Source organism: Sphingomonas sp. FARSPH (genome assembly GCF_003355005.1).
Lineage (GTDB): Bacteria > Pseudomonadota > Alphaproteobacteria > Sphingomonadales > Sphingomonadaceae > Sphingomonas.
Map to the genome: position 1 here is coordinate 959,884 of NZ_CP029985.1, position 19,373 is coordinate 979,256.

The 19,373-nt window shown below is 70.5% G+C and carries 8 protein-coding genes; 1 reads left to right on the plus strand and 7 read right to left on the minus strand.

The genetic code is table 11. The features are described from left to right. Positions 1 to 36: 36 nt before the first annotated feature. The 7 genes from DM480_RS04725 to DM480_RS18070 form a co-directional block, all read right to left on the minus strand. Entirely contained in the window at positions 37 to 3,180 is a 3,144-nt protein-coding gene (locus DM480_RS04725; protein WP_198665898.1) for a TonB-dependent receptor domain-containing protein, read from the minus strand. A gap of 205 nt (positions 3,181 to 3,385) precedes the next feature. Next, positions 3,386 to 4,795 (minus strand): sensor histidine kinase, encoded by a 1,410-nt coding sequence (locus DM480_RS04730; RefSeq protein ID WP_115377810.1) that lies wholly within the window; start codon positions 4,793 to 4,795, stop codon positions 3,386 to 3,388. Between the two features lie 27 nt (positions 4,796 to 4,822). Next, positions 4,823 to 10,048 (minus strand): hypothetical protein, encoded by a 5,226-nt coding sequence (locus tag DM480_RS04735; RefSeq protein ID WP_115377811.1) that lies wholly within the window; start codon positions 10,046 to 10,048, stop codon positions 4,823 to 4,825. Then, the gene (locus tag DM480_RS04740) at positions 10,045 to 12,525 is read right to left on the minus strand and encodes a vWA domain-containing protein (RefSeq protein ID WP_115377812.1); all 2,481 of its coding nucleotides are present in this window, start codon (positions 12,523 to 12,525) and stop codon (positions 10,045 to 10,047) included. Before DM480_RS04740 ends, DM480_RS04735 begins: the two co-directional genes overlap by 4 nt. After that, entirely contained in the window at positions 12,522 to 14,129 is a 1,608-nt protein-coding gene (locus tag DM480_RS04745; protein ID WP_115377813.1) for a hypothetical protein, read from the minus strand. The genes DM480_RS04740 and DM480_RS04745 overlap by 4 nt, the downstream gene beginning before the upstream one ends. Then, positions 14,126 to 15,040 (minus strand): DUF58 domain-containing protein, encoded by a 915-nt coding sequence (locus DM480_RS04750; RefSeq protein WP_157968765.1) that lies wholly within the window; start codon positions 15,038 to 15,040, stop codon positions 14,126 to 14,128. The genes DM480_RS04745 and DM480_RS04750 overlap by 4 nt, the downstream gene beginning before the upstream one ends. Then, positions 15,037 to 16,476 (minus strand): hypothetical protein, encoded by a 1,440-nt coding sequence (locus DM480_RS18070; RefSeq protein WP_157968766.1) that lies wholly within the window; start codon positions 16,474 to 16,476, stop codon positions 15,037 to 15,039. The genes DM480_RS04750 and DM480_RS18070 overlap by 4 nt, the downstream gene beginning before the upstream one ends. Before the next feature lie 161 nt (positions 16,477 to 16,637). Here DM480_RS18070 and DM480_RS04755 point away from each other — a divergent pair, with 161 nt between their 5' ends. Beyond that, positions 16,638 to 19,367, plus strand: a complete 2,730-nt coding sequence (locus DM480_RS04755) for a M16 family metallopeptidase (RefSeq protein ID WP_115377815.1) — start codon at positions 16,638 to 16,640, stop codon at positions 19,365 to 19,367. The last annotated feature ends 6 nt before the right edge of the window (positions 19,368 to 19,373 follow it).

Genomic DNA, 19,373 nt, shown 5'->3' on the forward strand with positions numbered 1-19,373 from the left:
GGGAAGCGAGGGCGGCGCGTTCGCCGCCCTCGTGGATCAGAAACTGAGGCGCGTCGACAGCATCAAGCTGCGCCCTTCGATGTTGTAACGCGACGTGTCGTAGGGAAGCGAATCCACGACGGTGAAGGGCGCCGCCGCCTTGAAGATGTTGCGGCCTGCAAATTGCACATTGAGGTGGTTGGTCACGATCCAGGACACCGAAAGATCGACCGTGGTGAGTGGCTTCACCCGGGTGATGAGCTCCGGATTGAGCTGCACGCCAGCCGCATACATCGACATGTAGTCGTTCAAATAGCTCGGCGTGTGATATACATAAAGATTTGTGCTGACCTTGTCCCAGTTCCACTGAAGCGAACCCACGACTTTGTATTTGTCGACACCAAGTATGCGCCCCCGCTGATCGAGTACCTGATTTTCAGTCAGCCCGATGGTCTTGGCAACAATATTGTCGAGATACGTTATCTTCGGTTGAAATGTGCCAAAATTCGTTACGAACAAATAACTCGCTTCGTACGTCAATGATTCGTAGTCTGATCCAACGATATTATAACGAACATTATTCTGCGACAAGATACGGTTCGTAACTGGATCACGCGGGAAGAAAAGTGGCAGTTTTAGCACTTCTATTGCTGGCAGGTAGTAATAAAGCTCACGCACGGTCGCAAACTGGTTACGAATTCGGTTGCGGTTATATGAGACTGCCAAGCTGAGGCCGGACAGCGCGCCTGTAGGCTGCCAGCCGATGCTGTAGATCTGCTGGCGTGACGTTTCGGGTCGGAGATTCGGATTTGGCACGGTCAGCAAAGGTACCGAATACGTCGGAAGGCCGTTTTGCGGGCGACCGCACTGCACGGTGCACGTATAGAGAGGATCACCGACGATCGACGTTAACGTCTGGGTCGTCCCCTGCACCGAGTAAAGCTGAGTAGGCGGCGGGGCCTTAAAGCCGCGCGTGAACTTGGCGCGGATGTCGATCGTATTGGTCGGCGACCACAACATGCCCCAGGAGGGTGTCGTCCGGCCGAAGCGGTTCTTACCGTAAATGATCTCGCCGCCTTGGTCGACCGGCACCCGATTGACCGTCCCAATCGCACCGACACTACTGTTCACGTCGCGACGCATCGCGATGTTGAAAAGTAGGCGCTTGGCCATTGGCAGTGTATAGTCTTTGCCCAGGATCGGCAAGTTGACTTCGCCAAAGAAAGCATAGCGATCCGTCGAAGGATCGGGACCGGCGATATCGCTGACGAAGCTGTTCTTGAGCGTGGTCTTCGAATATTCGGCGCCCACGGCATAGCTGATCGCCCCCGCAGGCAGTACAGCGACTTCGCCCGTCACGCGTCCCTCGACATTGCTGAGCGCGTTGCCGAGGTCGTCGACGACATAGGGGTAGAGAAAGGTGTTGATGTTTGCGCCGCCGCCTGCCGCGTTGCTGCGCCACGGGTTGAAGGCGACGTTCGGATCATTGCTGGTTAGTGCAGCGCACTGCGCTTGGAATGCGGCCTGGACGGCGGCTCGGCGGTTTGCAGGTACACGATTGTTAGCGAGCAGGAAATTGTAGCAGGGGTAACTGACGACACCGTTCGTCACAGTACGCTGAAAGCTGACCAAACTGCCAAGCTGGGTTCCGGAGCCCTCGGTCGACGTCCGCGACCGCGTATAGTTCAGCTGCACCTTCGCAGTCTTGCCGAAATCATAGCTGACCCCCGCGTTGGCCGTCCAAGCGGTGACCGTGTTGCGGACATTCGTGGGCACCAGCGAGCCATCGGCAATTTCACTGCCCGGATAATAATAGACTGTGCTCGCGTAAGCCGACGATCCGAGAGCGAATGCCGGAAACGGATTGTAATATTGTCCCGGTGCCAACCCTACGGCCAGCCCGCCGAATACGTTGTTTGCCTGCGTATTCCGCGAACGCGTATAGAGCCCGGTTGCGTAGACGCTCAGCCGATCCGTGATTTTTTGTTCGAAGTTCAAGGTTCCGCTGATCGTGCGGGTTCGCGGCCCTGCATATGTCGGCACATAGTCTCGACTGGTGCTGAGCGTCGCCGGGATCAGATCAGACTGCTTCGGCGCGCCGGTAAAGCCTGAGGGCACGGTCAAACCACTCTGCACGAATTGACCCGTGGCAGGATTATAGACGCCAGGCAGCAGCGTCGTGCCTGGCTGCGTGCCAGCACTTAGCGAGCGTTTGTCGTATGCCGGATTGTTGTTGAACAGCGGCGCATAGTTGTTCGTTACATAACCGGTCTTGGCGTTGACGATGGGATCGATCCTGCCGAATTCCAACGTGCCGGCGATGCTGCCGCTGCCCCATGCACGACCTGTATATAGGCTGATGCGCGTGTCCTTTGACCCCGCGCTGGTCTCGCGGTGCGACGCTCCGATCGTCGTACCCACGTAATTCTTCTTGAGGATGAAATTGATGACGCCTCCCATGGCGTCGGCACCATAGATCGCCGATTGCCCGCCCGTGCTGATCTCGACCCGCTCGATCGCGCTGAGCGGGATGCCATTCAGATTGGCATATCCCTGCTCAACGCCGGCCGCACCGGCTATCCGGCGGCCGTTAACGAGGACCAGCGTGTTGCCTGCGCCGACGCCCCCGAGATTCGCCGCCGCGAGACCGACCGTGCCGACATCGGACACGATGTTTGACCCCGTAACGCCGACATTTGAATTCAGCGGCCCCTTACCACGACTGTTGGTGATCGCGCCGATCGTCGCGACGTTCTGCGGCAGGGTGCGGACCAGTTCCTCGACGCTGGTCACGCCGCGGTCGCGGATTTCCTTCGCATCGATGACGATCAGGCGGCTGGTCTTATCCCCGTCGCGCAGGCGGCTGCCGGTCACTTGAATGTCGTCACTGCCCTTGGTCTTCGTGACGACCTTGTCCTGATAGCGGCGCAGTTCGCTCTCGGCCGCGCGGGCGTCAGGGTCGCCGGCGCCCGCGGCCTTGGCATCCTGCCGCTCGACGTTCTTGCGTGCTTCGGCCTCTTCGGCGGCGTCGCTGTTGGCGGGCACCGGGACGCCGCCCTCCAGCGATTCCTTTTCGTTCGGCGTCTGCGTCTGACCGGGCGGCGGGGCCGTCGTCTGCGCCTGCTGCGCGGCGGCGGCGGCCGGCGCAATGGCGAATATGGCGATGATCGAACAGGCGCCCAGCAGGACCGACTTCTTCATGGTTTTGCCCCCCAAGAGATAGGCGGGGATGACGTCGGAGCATGGGCGCCGATTCTGTTGTTCGGCTGATCGTTCCGGCAATCGTCGTCCCGCGACACCCGAAAGTTGACGGATGAGGCTTGCACCAACCTTGCAGCGCAAGATTTCTCGTGTCTCGCAGCGCCGCATCTGCGACATTAAACATCGTCAGTAACGCGGCTGGGGATCAAAAAGCTGGTTGTGTCGAGAATGTTGCAGTGAATACGGCGCCTCCACCCGGCGCGTTCGCGGCTGCAGCATGGCCGCCATGCAACCGGACGATCGCCTGGACGATCGCCAGTCCCAGGCCATAGCCGCGCCGATTCGACACGGGCCGGACGAACGGCTCGAACAGCGATTCGGTATCGACGTCGCCAAGCCCCGGGCCATGATCGCGGACCGACACGCAGCCGTCGCCCTCGATCCGCACCTCGACACGCGTCCCCGGCGGTGCGAACGAGATCGCATTGTCGACGAGGTTCGAGATCGCCGACCGGATCAGCGCCGCATCCCCGGCGATCTCGAGCATCGGGCTCGCGGCATCGAACGCGAGCGTCACTTCGTTGCGCGCGGCAAGCACCGCCAGGTCGGCTACGACCTTGCGCCCGACCGCGACCAGATCGGTAAAGCCCGTGATGTCACGACGGTTGCCGATGCTCATCAGCGTCAGCAGCTGGTCGACCAGCCGGGTGAGCCGCCGGACGTCGCCGATCAGCTTGTCCTTCTGCGCGCCCTCCTCCATCAGTTCGAGCCGGGTCCTGAGCACGGTGAGCGGCGTGCGCATCTCGTGCGCGGCGGCCGACAGGAAGAACGTCGCGCGACGCTGGCTCGCTTCGACCTGGCCGATCAGATGATTGACCGCGCGGACCAGCGGCACGATCTCGGTCGCGACGCCCTTTTCGGGCAGTTTGGCGTCGAGCCGTTGCGGGTCGATCGACCGCGCCAGCCTGGCGATGCGGCGGATCGACAGCATGTGCAGCGTGAAGATCAGCGCGAAGATCAGGAAGACGCCGCCGGCGGCGAGCAGGAAGTTGCCGCTGAACGCGCTGAACCACTTGCTCTTCGCCCCCAGCACCTCCGGCTGGTTGAGCACCACCGGTCGCCGCAAGCCGCGATATTCGAAATAGGACAGTCGATCGCACATGTAGAAGTCGGCGTAATCGTCATAGCCGGCGCGCGGGACGACCTTGTTGACCTGACTGCAGATCGCGGGATCGGCAAGCTCGCGCTGCACCCGTTCGAGGCGGTCGAGCCCGAACTGCCGGAACAATACCGGCGGGCCGTTGCCGAACGCGCGGTCGCCGACCCGGACGTACAGGCGAAAGCCGGGATTGCGCGCCTCGATCGCGCGGATCAGCGGATCCTCGTCGATGTCCGGCGTCTCGGCGGGCTTGTCGCGTTTCGCGACCATGAAACGGTGCAGGACGCTGCGCAACCGATCCTCGGTCGTCTGGGCCGGGCTGCGCTCCGTGGCGATCGGCAGGTCGGCGATGGGGCGGAACACGAAAACGTACAGGCCCCAGCCGAGAAACAGCATGGTCAGCAGCGCCATCTGCGCGAACATCGACCTGCGCCAGCTCCAGATGCGCCGCAGCATGCCTTGCGTTTCCTCCCCGTGCCGATGCTATGGCCTGGCAACGACGGCGCCGCCCGGCGGCGGCAGCGACGGCAGGTCGCCGCCACCAGGCCCCAGCTTCCGCGTTTCCAGGATTTGCGCAAGCGCCGCATGCACCCGCTGCGCGGCGGACGCGTCGGGCCACAGCGCCAGGGTGGCCACCATGCGTGCCATCGCCCCCGACAGATCCTCGACCGAATCGAGCGATCCAGCCGGGTACAATATCTGGAACCAGGCCGCGCGCAGCAGGGCTTCGGCCTGCTCGAAGGCGGCGCTGCGCGCATATAGCCGGGCCATCACCAGCCGTCCGTCGGGAGATGCCACCGGCATCGCGCGCAGCCGCGAATCGAGCGTGGCGAGATCGGCAGGAGACAGCCGGGCATCGATCCGGTCGGCCAGCGCGAGCAGGCGACGAACGTCGTCCGCACCGGCCTGCCCGGCGCGCACCCGTGCGATCAGCGCCGCGAGGCGTTGCGGCCCCTCGCCCGCGCGTGCGGTGCCGTACGCGCCGACATCGTAGAGCATCGTCTGCTGCGCCTGATCGAGCGGCGTCATCGCGGCGGGGTAGCGCTGGAGTTCGGCGGCCACCGCCGGACGGGCGAACAGCGCCGGCCCCGCCCCCTGCCCGCGAATGGCAGCGGCGAAGGTGTAGACGAGCGCCCGGCGCGCCCGACCCACGTCGCCTTCGTCGGCGACCGCTGCGGACGCGCGCCACATCGCCCGCAGGACATGGGGCGCATCGGCAGCATCGCCATGCGCCGCCGTGAGCAGAGGGCCCAGCGCAGCGTCCGCTCCCTGCGCGGCCGGGTCGATCGTCCGCCCCTGTCGTGCCTCGACCGCGACGATCGCCGCACGCTGCGGGTTCTGGCGCATATACGCCTCATAGATCGGCACGAACAAGGCGGTGACACCCCCGGCGTTCCGGCTGCGCGCGGTGCGGGCACGATTGAGCAGATCGACCAGCCGGTCGGGATCGTCGGGGTCGATCCCCGCCTTGGCGGCCATGGCCGCCGCCCCGTCGTCGTGGCCGAGCAGGCGTTCGACGAGCACGAGCATCGTCGCGGCACCCGCATCGTCGGGATGCGCCGAGACATAGTCCCGGAGGGCCGGGGCGAGCGCGGGCCAGTCCGCCCTTTCGGCCTGAAGGGCGAGCAGCCGCACCTGGTAGACCGGGTTGTGCGGGTCGAGCGCGATCATCCTGGCGGTGAGCGCCAGACGCTGTTCACCGCTGGTGTCCGGGTCGTCGACCGCGAAGCGCCGATAGACGGCGGCGGCGGTCTTCGGGTCGGGATGCGGATCGGCGAGGAAGGCGTCGATCTGTCGGCGACGCACGTCGGGGAAATGCCGAGCGATCGCGGTGCCCAGCCAGGGCGTCGACTGACCGTTCGCGGCCAGCGCGTCGCCCAGACCGGCGAGCGCGACGAACGCCTGACGCGTGTCGCCGGCATACCAGCGCTCGAGGACGGTCGGCAGCAATACGCTGTCCGGATAGCGGCCGGCGACCGCGCGCGCGGCGCGCAGCAGCAGATCGCGGTTGGCGGGCGCCGCATCCCATTGCAACAGCCGCGCATCGAGGCTGGCGCCGCTGCGCACCTTGGGATCACGGACGACGGCGATGTCGCGGTCGAGGATGGTCGACAGGCGCCGCTGCTGGCCGGCGGTGAGCGGCCGCCGCGTCAGCGTGGCGAGGGCCGCGTCACTGAACATCGAATCGCCCTTGCCCTGCGCAAGCCGGGTCACCAGGCCATCGTAAAGGGCGAGCAAGTCGTCCGCGGAGAATTGATCGAGCCAGTCGAGCCCGCCACCGGCCTCGTGCCGCGACACGCGCAGGACGATCCCCAGCGGGCGATTGCCCTGTTCGATCGTCAGCCGCACCAGCGCATCGGGCGTCAGCAGCGGCATGCCCGCGATCGTCTGGAGACGCGCGTACCGATCGGAATCCCCCCGGAACAGATCGAAGAGGATGCCCTCGCGGGCCGGCGATGCCAGCAGCGGCGTCAGCACGTCCGACCTCACGCGGGCCGGGGGCAAGCGATCCATCGCATCGGCGAGCAGCTTGATATAGACGGGCTCGCGGATGCCGTCCGTGTCGGCAGGCGCGTCCGCGATGCGGGCCCCCTCTTCCTGTGCCAGCGCCGTCGCGAGCTGCGAGCGCACGGCCTCACCATCGTCGCGGGCGAGAGCAAGGACGAAGCGCAGTTCGGCGTTGCCGACGTCCTCGGCCTGCACGGCGAGCGCGGCGAGCGGCCAGGCCGCCCCCGCGGATACGGCCTCGCCGCCGGTGCCGGTCAGATGCCGGCGCAGCGTCGCCGCGCGGCGATAGGCGGGATCGTGCGCGAACAGGCGGTCGAGCGTCGCGTCCCGATCGGCGCGCTGCCCCTCATCGGCATGCGCATCCGCTATGCGCTGTTCCAGATCGACCAGCAGGGCGAGCCGCGGATGGTCCGCGAGCACCTGGGGTTTCGCGGGGTCGAGCGCCGCGATCTCCACGGCACAGCGCCGGTCGAGATCGGCCCGCATCGCGTTGCCGGCGGCGGCATCGCCGGGCCAGTTGAGCAACAGGCCCTCGACCAAGGTCGGGTAATAGCGGCGTACGTCCAGACCACGTTCGTCGCGCGCGCCGACCGGACTGAGGGGCTGGCGCGCGACCAGCGCGCGGAGCCCCTGCCAATACCAGCGCCGCGCCTGCGCGTCCTGGCCCTGGCGTTCGTACAGGATCGCCGTCTTGACCAGCAGGTCGAGGTTCGCCTGATCCTGCAGCAAGGCGCGCGCGTAATTGGTCAGTGCCTGCGCCGGATGCCCGGCGGCGGCATAGGCATCGCCCTTCGCCTCGTCGACGTTCACCAGGCCGCCCATGCCGCTCATCATCGCGAAGGCGCGTTCGGCGCCGAGCTCGTCGCCCTGCTTCAGCAACGTGCCCGCAAGGTCGGCGTAGAGATCGGGCGGGAAGGACTTGCCGAGCGCGAGCAGGCGACGGGCATAGATCAGCTTGGCGCGCGGATCGCCGATGATCGCGACGCCGCCGCCATCGGTCGCGCCGCCGCCCGCCAGCGTGACCAACTCGCGCAGGACGTAGCCGCGCTGCTCCCCCGCGAGCGCCACCTGCGCCTCCACCGCGCGGCGTTGCAGATCGTAATCGGCATCGGCCGCGGCAATGTCGGCGAGCAGCCCCAGCAGGCGCGCGGACGCCCCTTCCGCGGCGATCCGTTCGAGCACGCGCCGTTCCCCCCAGCCGAGCACGCCGTCGGTGTTTTCGCCATCCGCGGGGGCGCCGGCCACCGTGTCGACCATCGCGTCGATCGCGGCGAGGAAAGCCGCGGTCGTCGACGCCCGGTCGGCGGCGGCCTGCAACAGCGACACCGCCTCGGCCAGGCGACGCTGGCGCTTCAGTTCCGCCGCGAGACGCGACAGTGCGTCGGCGTCGTCCGGCCTTGCCGCCACGGCCGCCCGCAGCGCGGCTAGCGCCGGCCCGTCCAAATTCGCCTGCGCATAGACCGTCGCCCGGAACGCCGCGGTGCCGGCGTCGCCCGTATCGGACAATTGCGCCATCAGCCGGTCGAGGTCCGCCTGTCGCTGCGCCGGCGATCCGCTGCCGTCGTCGTGGCGCAGCAGCGTCAGGATCAGCTGGCGGATGTGCGTATCGCGATTGCCGGGATCGACCGCGACGAGGCGGCGCAGCGTCGCTTCCAGCCGGTCGTAATCGCGCACCCGGCCATAGAGCTGCGCCAGCCGGCCGAGCACGACCGCCTCGCCCGCGCCGCTGCGCGTGGCGTAGCGGCGGACGGCGTCGGCCGCTGCCTCGGGCCGATCCTGCGCCAGTCGCAGCGCGACGAGCAGGTCGATCTCCCCCGGCCGCAGGGTGCCGGCATCGAGCCGTGCGGCGAGCTCCTGCGCCAGCGGTTCGAGCCGGCCGATGCGCCGGGCGAGCGCGACGATCTGCCGCTCCAGATAGCTGCGCCGGGCCGGCAGGCTGGTCTCCGCCCACAGGGCCCGCCAGCGGGCGAGCGCATCGGCGGTGTCGCCGGTCGCCTCGGCCAGTTGCGCGAGGCGGACGCGGGCGTCATAGCCCATGGTGCGCCCCTGCGCCTCACGGCGGCGCAGCAGCGCGAGCGCCTCTGCCGGGCGGCCGAGCCGTTCGTAGCCGTCCGCGACATCGTCGGTCAGCCGCCCGGTCGCATCGTCGTGCTGGACCGCCTGCAATTCGGCCAGCGCCTTGGCGACGTCGCCGCGGTCGAGATAGGTTTCGAACAGGAACAGGTGCGTCGCGGTGGCGACGGCGGGGTCGCCCGCGCTGCCGGCGAGCATCGCCACCGCCTGATCCTGCAACCCCATCGCGATCATCGCGCGCGCGCCCGCGGTCAGCACCTCGGCCCGCCCGCGATTGGCGGCGAACAGCGCGCGATAGGTGGCGATCGCCTGCGCCTCGTCACCGCGCGTCAGGTAGATCGCGGCGAGGCGCGCGTAGAGATCGGCCTGGTGCGGATCGGCGGCGATCAGCCGGCGGTATTCCGCCTCGCTCGCGGCAGCGTCCCCGGCGAGGTCGAGCACGCCCGTCAGCCGGCGGCGGATGTCCGCGCTGCTCGACCGCTCGATCGCGGCGATGGCGGGCCGGGTCTGTCCCAGTTCGAGCAGAACATCGATCCGCGCGGCCACCACCGCCTCGTCCTGGCGCAAGCGGTCGAGCACCGGCAGCACGGCCGACAGATCGCCACCGCTCCGATAGGCCTCGACCAGCAGCGCCAGGGCGTACCGTTTATCGTCCGCCGTACCGGCGGCAGCGACCGCCTGCGCGGCGGCGGTGCGGGCGCCGGCCGCATCGCCGGCGGCGAGCGCCCATTGCGTGCGGGCGAGCTGGTCGGCGATCGTTCCCCCCGGCCCGGCCAGATCGAATGCCGCCTTCGGCCGCCCGAGGAGCGCGAGCACATCGGCGATCGGGCGCACCTCGGCGGGCGGCTTGCCCTTGGCGAAGGCGACGAGCGTGTCGGGCCGGCGCATCGCGTCGGCGATGGCGATGCGCAGCGCGAGGCGGCGGCGCAGGGCGGGATCGGACGCCTGGTCGCGGGTTTGGCGATAGAGCGGCAGGGCTTCGGCGGGACGACCGTCGGCGTCGAGCCGCTCGGCTTCGGCAAGCGGGGTGGCGGGGGTGGTCGCCTGTGCCGCGGCGTACGCAGGCGCGGTCAGGCTGGTCGACCAGCACAAGGCGAGCAACAGGCTGCGGGGGACGAAGCGCGTCATCGGAATCCTGCGAAACGGCGGGCCGGCCAGCGACGATAGCCGATATCGAGCAGATAGAGGCCGAGCGCGAGCAGCGCGAGCCACGGCCACAGATCGGTCGCGCGCCAGCCGCGCGTCGCCTGCACCGCACCGAACGCCGCGCCGGCATCGTCGCGATGCCAGCCGCCGGTCCGCTGCGACAGGTCCGCGAGGGGCAGCGCGAAGGAGGACGGCATCGCGCTTTCGGGCCGGATGTCGGAGGCTGCGGCATCGGCCGCGCGTCCGACGGACCCACCGTCGCGGACTTCGACGCGCGCGGGCTCGGCGGACGAAAGGGGTGTGTCGGCGACGAACAGGCCCGGCGCGCGCTCTTCCACGTCGTCGATGCGGCGGATGGGGCGCCCGGCGCCGTCGAGCAGCACGATGGCCGGCATCCGGCGGGCGGCGTCGGCGCTTGCCGCGCCCAGGCGCTGCACCGCGATCGAGAGACGGTCGAACCGGCGGTCGAGCGTCACGACCATGTCGGGCCGTGCCCGCGCGGTGAGGCCAAGCACGCGGGCGAGCCAGCGGCCGTAATCGGGCCAGCCCCGCCAGCCGGCGGTGCCGGCGCCGAACGGTTCGGTGGTCAACGCGGTGACGCGGCCCGCGCCGACCGGCCAGGTCGACAGGATCGGATCGCCCGCTCGCGTCGCGATCAGCGTCTCCGCCTCTGGCCGGGCGCGGGTCGGCACATAGCCGGACAGCGGCGGCAATCCGGCCATGCGCAGGCCAGCCCACCACCGGCTGCCCTGCACGGCCTTCACCACGACATTGCCGCTGCGATAGCCGGGGTCGGGCCGGGTTTCGGGCTGTTTAAAATCGAGGTCGACCAGGCTGAATTCGTCGGGCACCGAATAGAAGCGCCCCCGCCCGATCCGCGCCCAGTCCGCCATGCTCTTCTCGTCGTCGACCTTTCCGCCGACCGCGACGGTGGAGACGTTAATGCGGTTGTCGGCGATATGCCGGATCAATTGCTGGTAGCGATCCTCGGCGACGCCGCCGTCCGAGATGACCAGGATGTGCCTGTAGCGCGCGTCGAGGTCCTTGAGGCCGTAGAACGCCTCCTGCAACGCGGGGAACAGCACGCTCGCGCCCTGCGCCTGCATCCGCCCGATCGCGCGCTCGACATCGGGGCCGTCGGTGACGTGGTGCATGGGGACGGACCATTGGCGCGCGCCGTAGAATTCCACCACCCCGACCCAGTCGTTGGCGGTGAGCTTGCGGACGGTCTGGCGCGCGACCTGTTTGGCGAGGTCGAGCCGGTCGCCCTGCATCGAGCCCGAGGAATCGATCACGATGGCGAGCGCGACGCTGGGGCGGATCCGCTTGTCCTCGCCGCGCGGCGTCACCGGCAGCGCCGCACCGAGGGGCGTGTCGGCATAGCCGCCGGGCCCGAAGGCGGCGAAGCCGCCCGAGGCGAACAGGCCGGTGCCGGCGCGGGCCACCGCACGGGTCAGGCGCTGCTGCGCCGCGACCGGCAGGCGGGCCGCGGGCACGTCGTCGAGCATCACGAGCGGCCAGCGCGCGGGATCGACGGCTCCTGCGAGCGCGGCGGGCGGGCGCGGATCGACCGCGAAGCCGGGACCGAGCAGCCGCTGGAGCAACGGTGCGGCGCCTGCCTGCCGCTCGCCGAGATACAGCAGCCGTACCGGGTCCTGCACCGCCGCCAGCGTGTCGACGCCGCCGCGGCCGTCGAGCGTGACGCGCAGCGGCAGGAAGCCGGCGCGGGTGGCGGGCACCTCCAGCGCGACGCGGGTAGCGCCATCGGCGCGGAACGGCGCGCTCGAAGCGAGGGGGCGGCCTTCGCTGGTGATCGTCAGCCGGTGCGTCGCGCCGCCCTCGACCCCATCGCCCTCGACGGTCGTGTCGACGCGGATCGCCTCGCCGACGCGCGCCGGGGCGACCTGCACGTCCCCGATGAAGGCGGGCTGCGGCGCGCCGGTCAGCGCGATCGTGTCGACGGGGATGCGGCGGGCCGCGAGGGCTGTGAGCGCTTCGTCCCAATGCCGGTCGGTCGAGCGGGGATCGGCGATAAGCGTGACGGTGCCGCCAGTGCCGAGCGGGATGGCGTCGCGGGCATCGTCGAGCGCGGTCGAGAGCGAGCCGGTCGTGACGACCTGCCGCGTCGCGAAGCCCGGTGGCGCGGCGCCCTCGCCCAGCGCGATCAGCACGCGCCGCGCGCCGGTGGGCGCGGTCGCCAGCACCCGCGCCAGCGCGCGCCGCGCCGCCGCCTGCCCGTCGGCACCCAGCACGGCGCGCTGGTCGAGCACGAAGACCTGGACGCCCGCGCCGGCGCGCCGGACGAGGCTGGGCTGCATCAGCGCCAGGATCAGGCAGGCGAAGACCGCAATACGCAGGCCAAGGTGCCGCCAGCGCGGACGCGCGCGCATCGGCCACCACAATAGCGGCAGCAGCACGGCCAGCCAGCCGGCGATCGGATAGAGCAGGGTGACGCTCACGGCATCCGCCCGCGCTGGACCAGCCACCATTCGAGCGCGAGCAACAGCCCGGCGCCGACCAGCAGCAGCATGAAGGGCAGGTCTGGCGGCAGCGTGGCCGCGGCGGCCGTCACCGCCGGCCGTGCCGCCGCGTCCGCAACCGCGAGGGTCGTGGCGCGATCGGTGAGCGCGGCCGGGCCGTCCGCCGGGTCGCCCGCGGCGGTCAGGCCATAGAGCGCCGACTGGTCGGGCAGCGGCGCACCCGCCTTGGCATAGGGGCGCCAGCCATCGCCGCCGCCGAGCCAGTGCAGGCTCTGCGCGACGAACACCGGCATCGTCGCGCTGTCCGCGAACGGCGTGTTCCGCGCGAATATTGTGCTCCACACCGACACCGTGCGTCGCGGCGCGTCGCGCACGTCAACGCCGATGGGCTGGTTGAGCGCGGTGGCGAGCGCACCGGCATCCACCTGCGCGAGGCCGAGTTCGTCGAGCCGGCCGGCCAGTTCGCCTCGCGAGGCCTCGCCCGGGCCGGCGAAGACGAAGGCGGGCTGCTCGCGCTCCGCCGCGATCACCAGCGCCGGTCGATCGAGCCCGCGCAAGGCCGCCGCGTCGCCGACGACGACCTGCGCCTGCGCCGGCGGAACGACCGCGAACGAATCGTCCGCCTGCACCGCGGACCGTACCGCCGCCAGCGTGCCCGCGAGGAACGCCACGCGCAGCGGTCGCCGGTCGGGAAGGCGCAGCGTCGCGCTGTCGTCGGCGGGGAAACCGTCGCCGCGATCGAGCTGGACGGTCAGCAGACCGCCGGTCGCGGGAACGTCGCGCACCAGATAGCGTCCCTCGCCCAGCGCCGACACCGGCGCGGGCGCGAAGGGCTTGCCGTCGAGCGTCCAGCGCAGGTCGGCGGCGGTCGGCGGCTCGCCCTTGGCCGCCGCGACGGCGACGAGGACATCGGGGTTCCGCCATGCGCCCGAGGCCGCGGGCGACACGCCCAGCGCGACGATCCCGCGGTTGTCGGGAACCGGCGCGGCGAGATAGCCATAGCGCAGCGCCCCGGTCCCGGGCACGCTGCGCGCCACGGACCCCGCGCCATAATAGCGGATCGTGGCGCCGGCCCGGTGCCGGGCCAGCCAGGCCGGGAAGCGGGACGGCTGCGCCACCGCCTCCACCGCATCCAGCCGCCGCGCGAGCAGCGAGGCGCTTTCGCCGACCGCCAGCAACCGTCCGTCCGCGGCGAACACCTCGCGCCGGTCGGCGGGGGTGGCGCGAACGTCGGCGAGCAATGCCCGCTTCGCCCGCGCCAGATCGCCGGGCCCGGTCAGTACGGCGGAGGTGTCGAGGTAGAAACGCTGGACGCCACCCCCCACCGGCACGACGGTCGGATGCGCCGCCGCCAGCCACAGCAGCAACGCGATGGCGAGGACCAGCAGATAGGCGAGCCAGTAGCGGAAGCGCCCGCCGAGCACCCGCGCCGGCGCCGCCTGCATCGCCTGCCGCCACAGCATCGCCGCCGGCAGCGCGACGACGCGCCGCCGCGTGCTCAACCGCTGGAGCGCATAGAGCAGCGCCGCGATCACGCAGGCGCCCGCCACGGTCAGCGGCCAGCCGAAGTGCGTGAACGTCACAGCCGCACGCTCCCGCCCGCCAGCACCGCGCCCAACTGGTCGATCACGTCGCTGTCGGCGTCGAGGCGGATCAGGGTGGCGTCATGGCGCGCGGCGCAGTCGGCCAGCGTGGCGGCGAAGTCCCGATAGGCGGCGCGATACCGATCGAGCAGCGCGGGCGTCACCGACACCGCGACGCCGCCGTCCTGCTCGCCATCGTCGATCACCAGTTCGCCGGTCAGGTCGGACCGCAGCGCCGGATCGGCATCCTCGGCCCGCGTCATCTGCACCAGCAGCAGCCGGTGCGGCAGCGCGTCGAGCGCGCGGACCACCCCCTCGATGCCGTCGTCGTCGAAGAAATCCGACACGACCACGACCAGCCCGCGCCGCAGCCGCATCGCCGCGAGCTGGGTCAGCGCCCCCGCCAAAGCGGTGCGCCCCGCGGGCGCCTGGTCCGCGAGCGTGCGCGCGACGCGGACGAGCGCGGCCTTGCCCGACACGGTCTTCAGCGCCATCGCCATGCCGTCGGCGACCGTCAGCAGGCTGACCGCGTCATGCTGGCCGAGCGCGGTCGCGGCGAGCGCCATCACCGCCTGCATCGCCGGCAGGATGCGCGGGCGATCCTCGACGAACATGCTGCGCGACACGTCGAGCAGCAGATAGACGGGCAGGTCCTGCCGCTCCTCGAACACGCGCACGAACGCTTTGCCGAGCCGCGAATAGATGTTCCAGTCGATCGCGCGCAGGTCGTCGCCCGCCACGTACGGCTTGAAGTCGGCGAAGTCGGAGCCCTGCCCGCGCGCGGCGGTGCGCTGGTCGGCGAGCCGGCCGCCCTTCTGCGCCGCGGCGATGCGCAAGCGGAAGGCGTCGACCCGATCGAGGAAGGCGGGATCGAACAGCGCGTCGAATGAAGGGCCGGCGCGGAGCGTCACCGATCGACCCCGGCGCGGCGGAAATAGCGTTCGAGCAGGCGATCCTCCTGCACGGTACGGGGCCGGTGGAGAACGCGCCCGACCTGCGGCGTCCCCGCCCCGCGCGCCTCGGCCGCGACCGTCCCGTCCGCCACGCTGCGCGGCGGCGCCGTGCGGGTCGTCGCGGCGATGCTGCCGGCATTGATCGTTCCGACCACGCGATCCTCCATCGGCACGGCGAGCAGCAGCGACGAGGCCCCACGCGCGCGCTTCACACCTTCCTGCCCGTTGCCGCGGTTCGATCCTTCACCGGAAGTGTTGGTGCCCTGGTTGCCCGGTCCGCTCGATTGCTGCCCCGATGCGCTGCGGTTGCGCGAGCCGCTTTGCTGTTGTTTGCCGTCGTCGTTGCCGGTCCTGGCGGCGGCGGGCGGCGTGCCCGCGGAGGGCATGCCGGCCGAGGCGGCACTGCTCGCGGCGCCCTGTGGCGGGGTCGTGCGAGTCTCCCCGGCGGGCACCGCGCCGCTGTTCGCCTGCGCTTCGGCGCGCGGTGCGTCCCGGCCCTCCTTCATCGCGCGATCGCCGATGGCGGAGGTGCCGCCCCGGCCCGCCGCACCGGCACCACCCGCGGCACCGGCGGAAGCGGGCGAGACGCCCGCATCACCCGCCGACGTCGTCGCGGGCGAACGAGGGTCGACCGCCGCCCCGCCGGCATTCCGATCGCCCGCCGTCCCGGCTGCCGAGGATGCGGTGTCGGCCCGCCCGCCCGATCCCGGCCCCGCCGTCGATCCGCCCGCCCCGCCGGGCGCGCTTCGCTGCGACGGCGACGCGTCATCGGCTGTCACCGCGTTTTGGCCGATCGATCGTACCCCCAACGCGGCAGCGATCCCTCGCAGCGGAGACGGTGCGTCCGTCGCGCCGCCATCGCGCGTGTCATGGTCGATGAGGAGCGCGAGGCTCAGGATCAGCGCCGCACATGCCGGCCATGCCCAAAGCCGACCGGACAGCATCGGCGCGGACGGCGGCGCCAGGGGTGCAGTCTCCGCGCGTTCGAGCCACGGCCGCGCCTCGTCGATCGCCGCGGCGCGAAACCCGTCATGCCCCGCCGCGCCTGCGAACTCCGCCGCGATGACGGCGCGGTCCTTGAGCGCGGCGGTCCGGTCGATCCACGCCAGCGCCGCAGCACGCGGCACGCGGAGGCGCGCAACGCGCAGGCCATAGACCATGGCCAGGACCACACAGGGTATTGCGACGGCGCACAGGATCGCGGCGCCCGCTTCGATCGGCCGAAAGAACGCCAGCATCATCAGCACGAGCGGCGCGGCGACCGATACTCGCGCCGCAATCCGCACGGCATCCGCCCAGGCGACACGGCGCGCGACGGCGACGAGCGCGGCGCGCCCCTTGTCCTCCAGTCTGTCGAGCCGCCGGTGAAGCGGATCGTCGTTGCGCTGATCCATCAATGCCCCCGCCCCGATACGCCGATCGAGGCCATGACCGGGAGCCTAGGAGCGCAGGCTTGCACCAACCTTGCCCGTCCCCGCTCACCTCTATCCTCGCCTGACGCAACCGCGTGACGGCTGCAAGGCCGGTGCAAGCAAACCGTGGTTCCTCGTCCGCCATGAACGTGCGCGCCTCCCGGTTCCGGACCTCCGTATCCACGCCGCTGTCCACCCTGCTGCTGGCGGCGGTGCCGGTCGGTCCGGCCGCGGTGGCGGCGCCTTCCGCGACCGGCCGGCAGCTCGCCTATGATCGCTTCACGCTGCCCAACGGTCTGACCGTGCTGGTCCACACCGACCATGGCAGCCCGTCGGTGTTCGTCGGCGTGTGGTACAAGACCGGGTCGCGCGACGAACCGCCCGGCAAGACCGGCTTTGCCCATCTGTTCGAACATCTGATGTTCCAGAGCACCGCGCATCGGCCGCAGGAATATATGTCGGTGTTGCAGCGGATCGGCGCGGTCGGCGCGAACGGGATCACCCGGACCGATACCACCGCTTATTACGAGACCGTGCCGTCGAACGCGCTCGACACCATCCTGTGGCTCGAATCGGATCGCATGGGCTATCTGGACGGCGGGATCACACAGGGTCTGCTCGACGAGCAGCGCCGCGTCGTGCTGAACGAGAAGCGGCAGGGGGAGCTGCGGCCCGAGGAACAGGCCTGGCGGCATTTCCTCGGCGCCTTCTACCCCGCCGGCCACCCCTATGCCCACCCGACGATCGGATCGACCGCGGATATCGAGGGCGCGACGCTGGACGACGTCAAGGACTGGTTCCGTACGCATTACGGCGCGGGCAACGCCGTGCTCGTCCTGTCGGGCGACATCGACGCGGCGACCGCGCGCGAAAAGGTGACGCGCTATTTCGGCGGCATCCGGCCGGGCGGCGCGATCGACCGGCCGTTGCGGTGGACGCCGGCGCTGGCCGACACCCGCCGCGACCTGATGTACGGCAATTTCGCACGGACGACGATCGCGCGGAGCTGGCCGATCCCCAACGAAAGCCCGCGCGAACAGGCGCTGCTGCAACTCGCCGCGCGCGCGATGACGGGGGCGAAGGACGCACCCCTGGTCCGCGCGCTCGTGACCGAGGCGAAGGTCGCGACGGGGGTCGCGGCGACGCTCGGCGAAAGCGCGCTCGGCAGCGTGCTGACCGTTTCGATGGAGGTGGCGCCCGGCGTGTCGCCCACGGTCGCGGGCGCCGCGCTCGACCGGGCGATGGCCGACGTCATGGCCCACGGGCCCGATCCCGATACGCTCCGGCGCATCATGGCGGTGAGCGATACCGGCCTGCTGCGCGGGCTGGAGCAGGCCAACACGGTTGGCACCTGGCTGGCCGACGGCGAGATCGCACAGGGGGATCCGGGCATCATCCTCAAGAAGCGCGCATGGGTCGCCGCGGCGACGCCGGCGGAGGTGCGCGCGGTCGCCGCGCGGTGGCTCGGGCGACCCTATTACGAACTGACGACGATGCCATTGCCCGCGCTTGCCGCCGCCGCGACGGACGTCGACCGCAGCCGCATGCCCGGTCCCGGCGCCTTCCGCACCGCGATCACCCTGCCGCCGGTCACGCGGACGGTGCTGTCGAACGGCATGACGCTGGTCGTCGCGCGGCGCGCCGGTGCCGGCATGGTCGACATGACCCTCCAGTTCCCCGTCGGAACGCTGGCCGATCGACCCGGCGTCGCCGCGCGCGCCTTCGGCCTGATGGCGGACGATGCGGTAGGCAAGCGGCTTGCCGCGCTGGGCGCGAACGTCGGCACGCACGTCGACCCCTGGGCCGGCGGGATCAGCTGGAGCGTCGCGAACGATCGCCTCGACCAGGCAATGCCGCTGATCGCGGACATGGTCCGTCGCCCCGCCTATCCGGCCGATGCCGTGGACGAGGCGAATGCCGCCGCGACGCGCGGCTTCGATCGCTATGAGCGCAATCCGAGCGCGGCGGGCGTCGCCCTGCTCAAGCGCGCGATCTGGGGCGATGCCGATCCGCGCGGCCATATCGCGACGCGGCAGGAGCCGCGCGACGTGTCGCGGCAGGCGCTGCTCGATTTCCACACGCGTCATCTCGTGCCGACCCGGGCGACGCTGTACGTCGTCGGCGATGTCGATCCGCAGCGCGCCCGGACCCTCGCCGAGCGCGCCTTCGGCGACTGGCGTTCGTCGGCGGCGATCACGCGCCCCCCTGCCATCACGACGGCCGTCGCGGCGGGTCCGCGCATCATCCTCGTCGATGCGCCCGGCGCGACGCAGAGCAGCGTCACCGTCGGCAGCGTCGTGCCGCCGTTCGACAAGGACGCCTCCGCCGCCGAAACGCTGGCGAGCGCGGTGGTGGCCGATATCGGCGCCGGCCGGCTCAACCGCAACCTGCGCCAGGACAAAGGCTGGAGCTACGGCTTCGGCGGCGGGATCGACGACGCCCCGACGGGCGACCGGCTGTTCGTCGCGAGCGGCACCGTGCAGGCGGATCGCACCGCGCAGAGTGTCGCCGAGCTGGCGCGCGAGTTCGCCGAGGTCACGACGACCCGGCCCCTGACGGCATCGGAGCTGGACGGCCAGCGCGATGCGATGACGCGCGGCGCGGCGCAGCGCTTCACCGGCAACGGCGCCGTCCTCGGCGCGCTGGTGACCTCGGGCACCTATGGCCTGCCGTTCGACCGCGCCGCCTCGTCCGACCGGCGGCTGGCGGCGGTGACGCTGGACCAGGCGCAGGCGCTCGCCCGGCGCATGTTCCGGCCCGATGCGCTGACCTGGATCGTGATCGGCGATCGCAGGACGATCGAACCGCAGATCCGCGCCCTCCATCTCGCACCCGTCACGGTGTGGGACGTCTACGCCCGCCCCGTCCGCTGACCGTCC

Coding starts and splice junctions, on each gene's coding strand:
- DM480_RS04755 (WP_115377815.1), top strand. CDS start 16,638: ATGAACGTGCGCGCCTCCCGGTTCCGGACCTCCGTATCCACGCCGCTG.
- DM480_RS18070 (WP_157968766.1), bottom strand. CDS start 16,476: ATGGATCAGCGCAACGACGATCCGCTTCACCGGCGGCTCGACAGACTG.
- DM480_RS04730 (WP_115377810.1), bottom strand. CDS start 4,795: ATGCTGCGGCGCATCTGGAGCTGGCGCAGGTCGATGTTCGCGCAGATG.
- DM480_RS04725 (WP_198665898.1), bottom strand. CDS start 3,180: ATGAAGAAGTCGGTCCTGCTGGGCGCCTGTTCGATCATCGCCATATTC.
- DM480_RS04735 (WP_115377811.1), bottom strand. CDS start 10,048: ATGACGCGCTTCGTCCCCCGCAGCCTGTTGCTCGCCTTGTGCTGGTCG.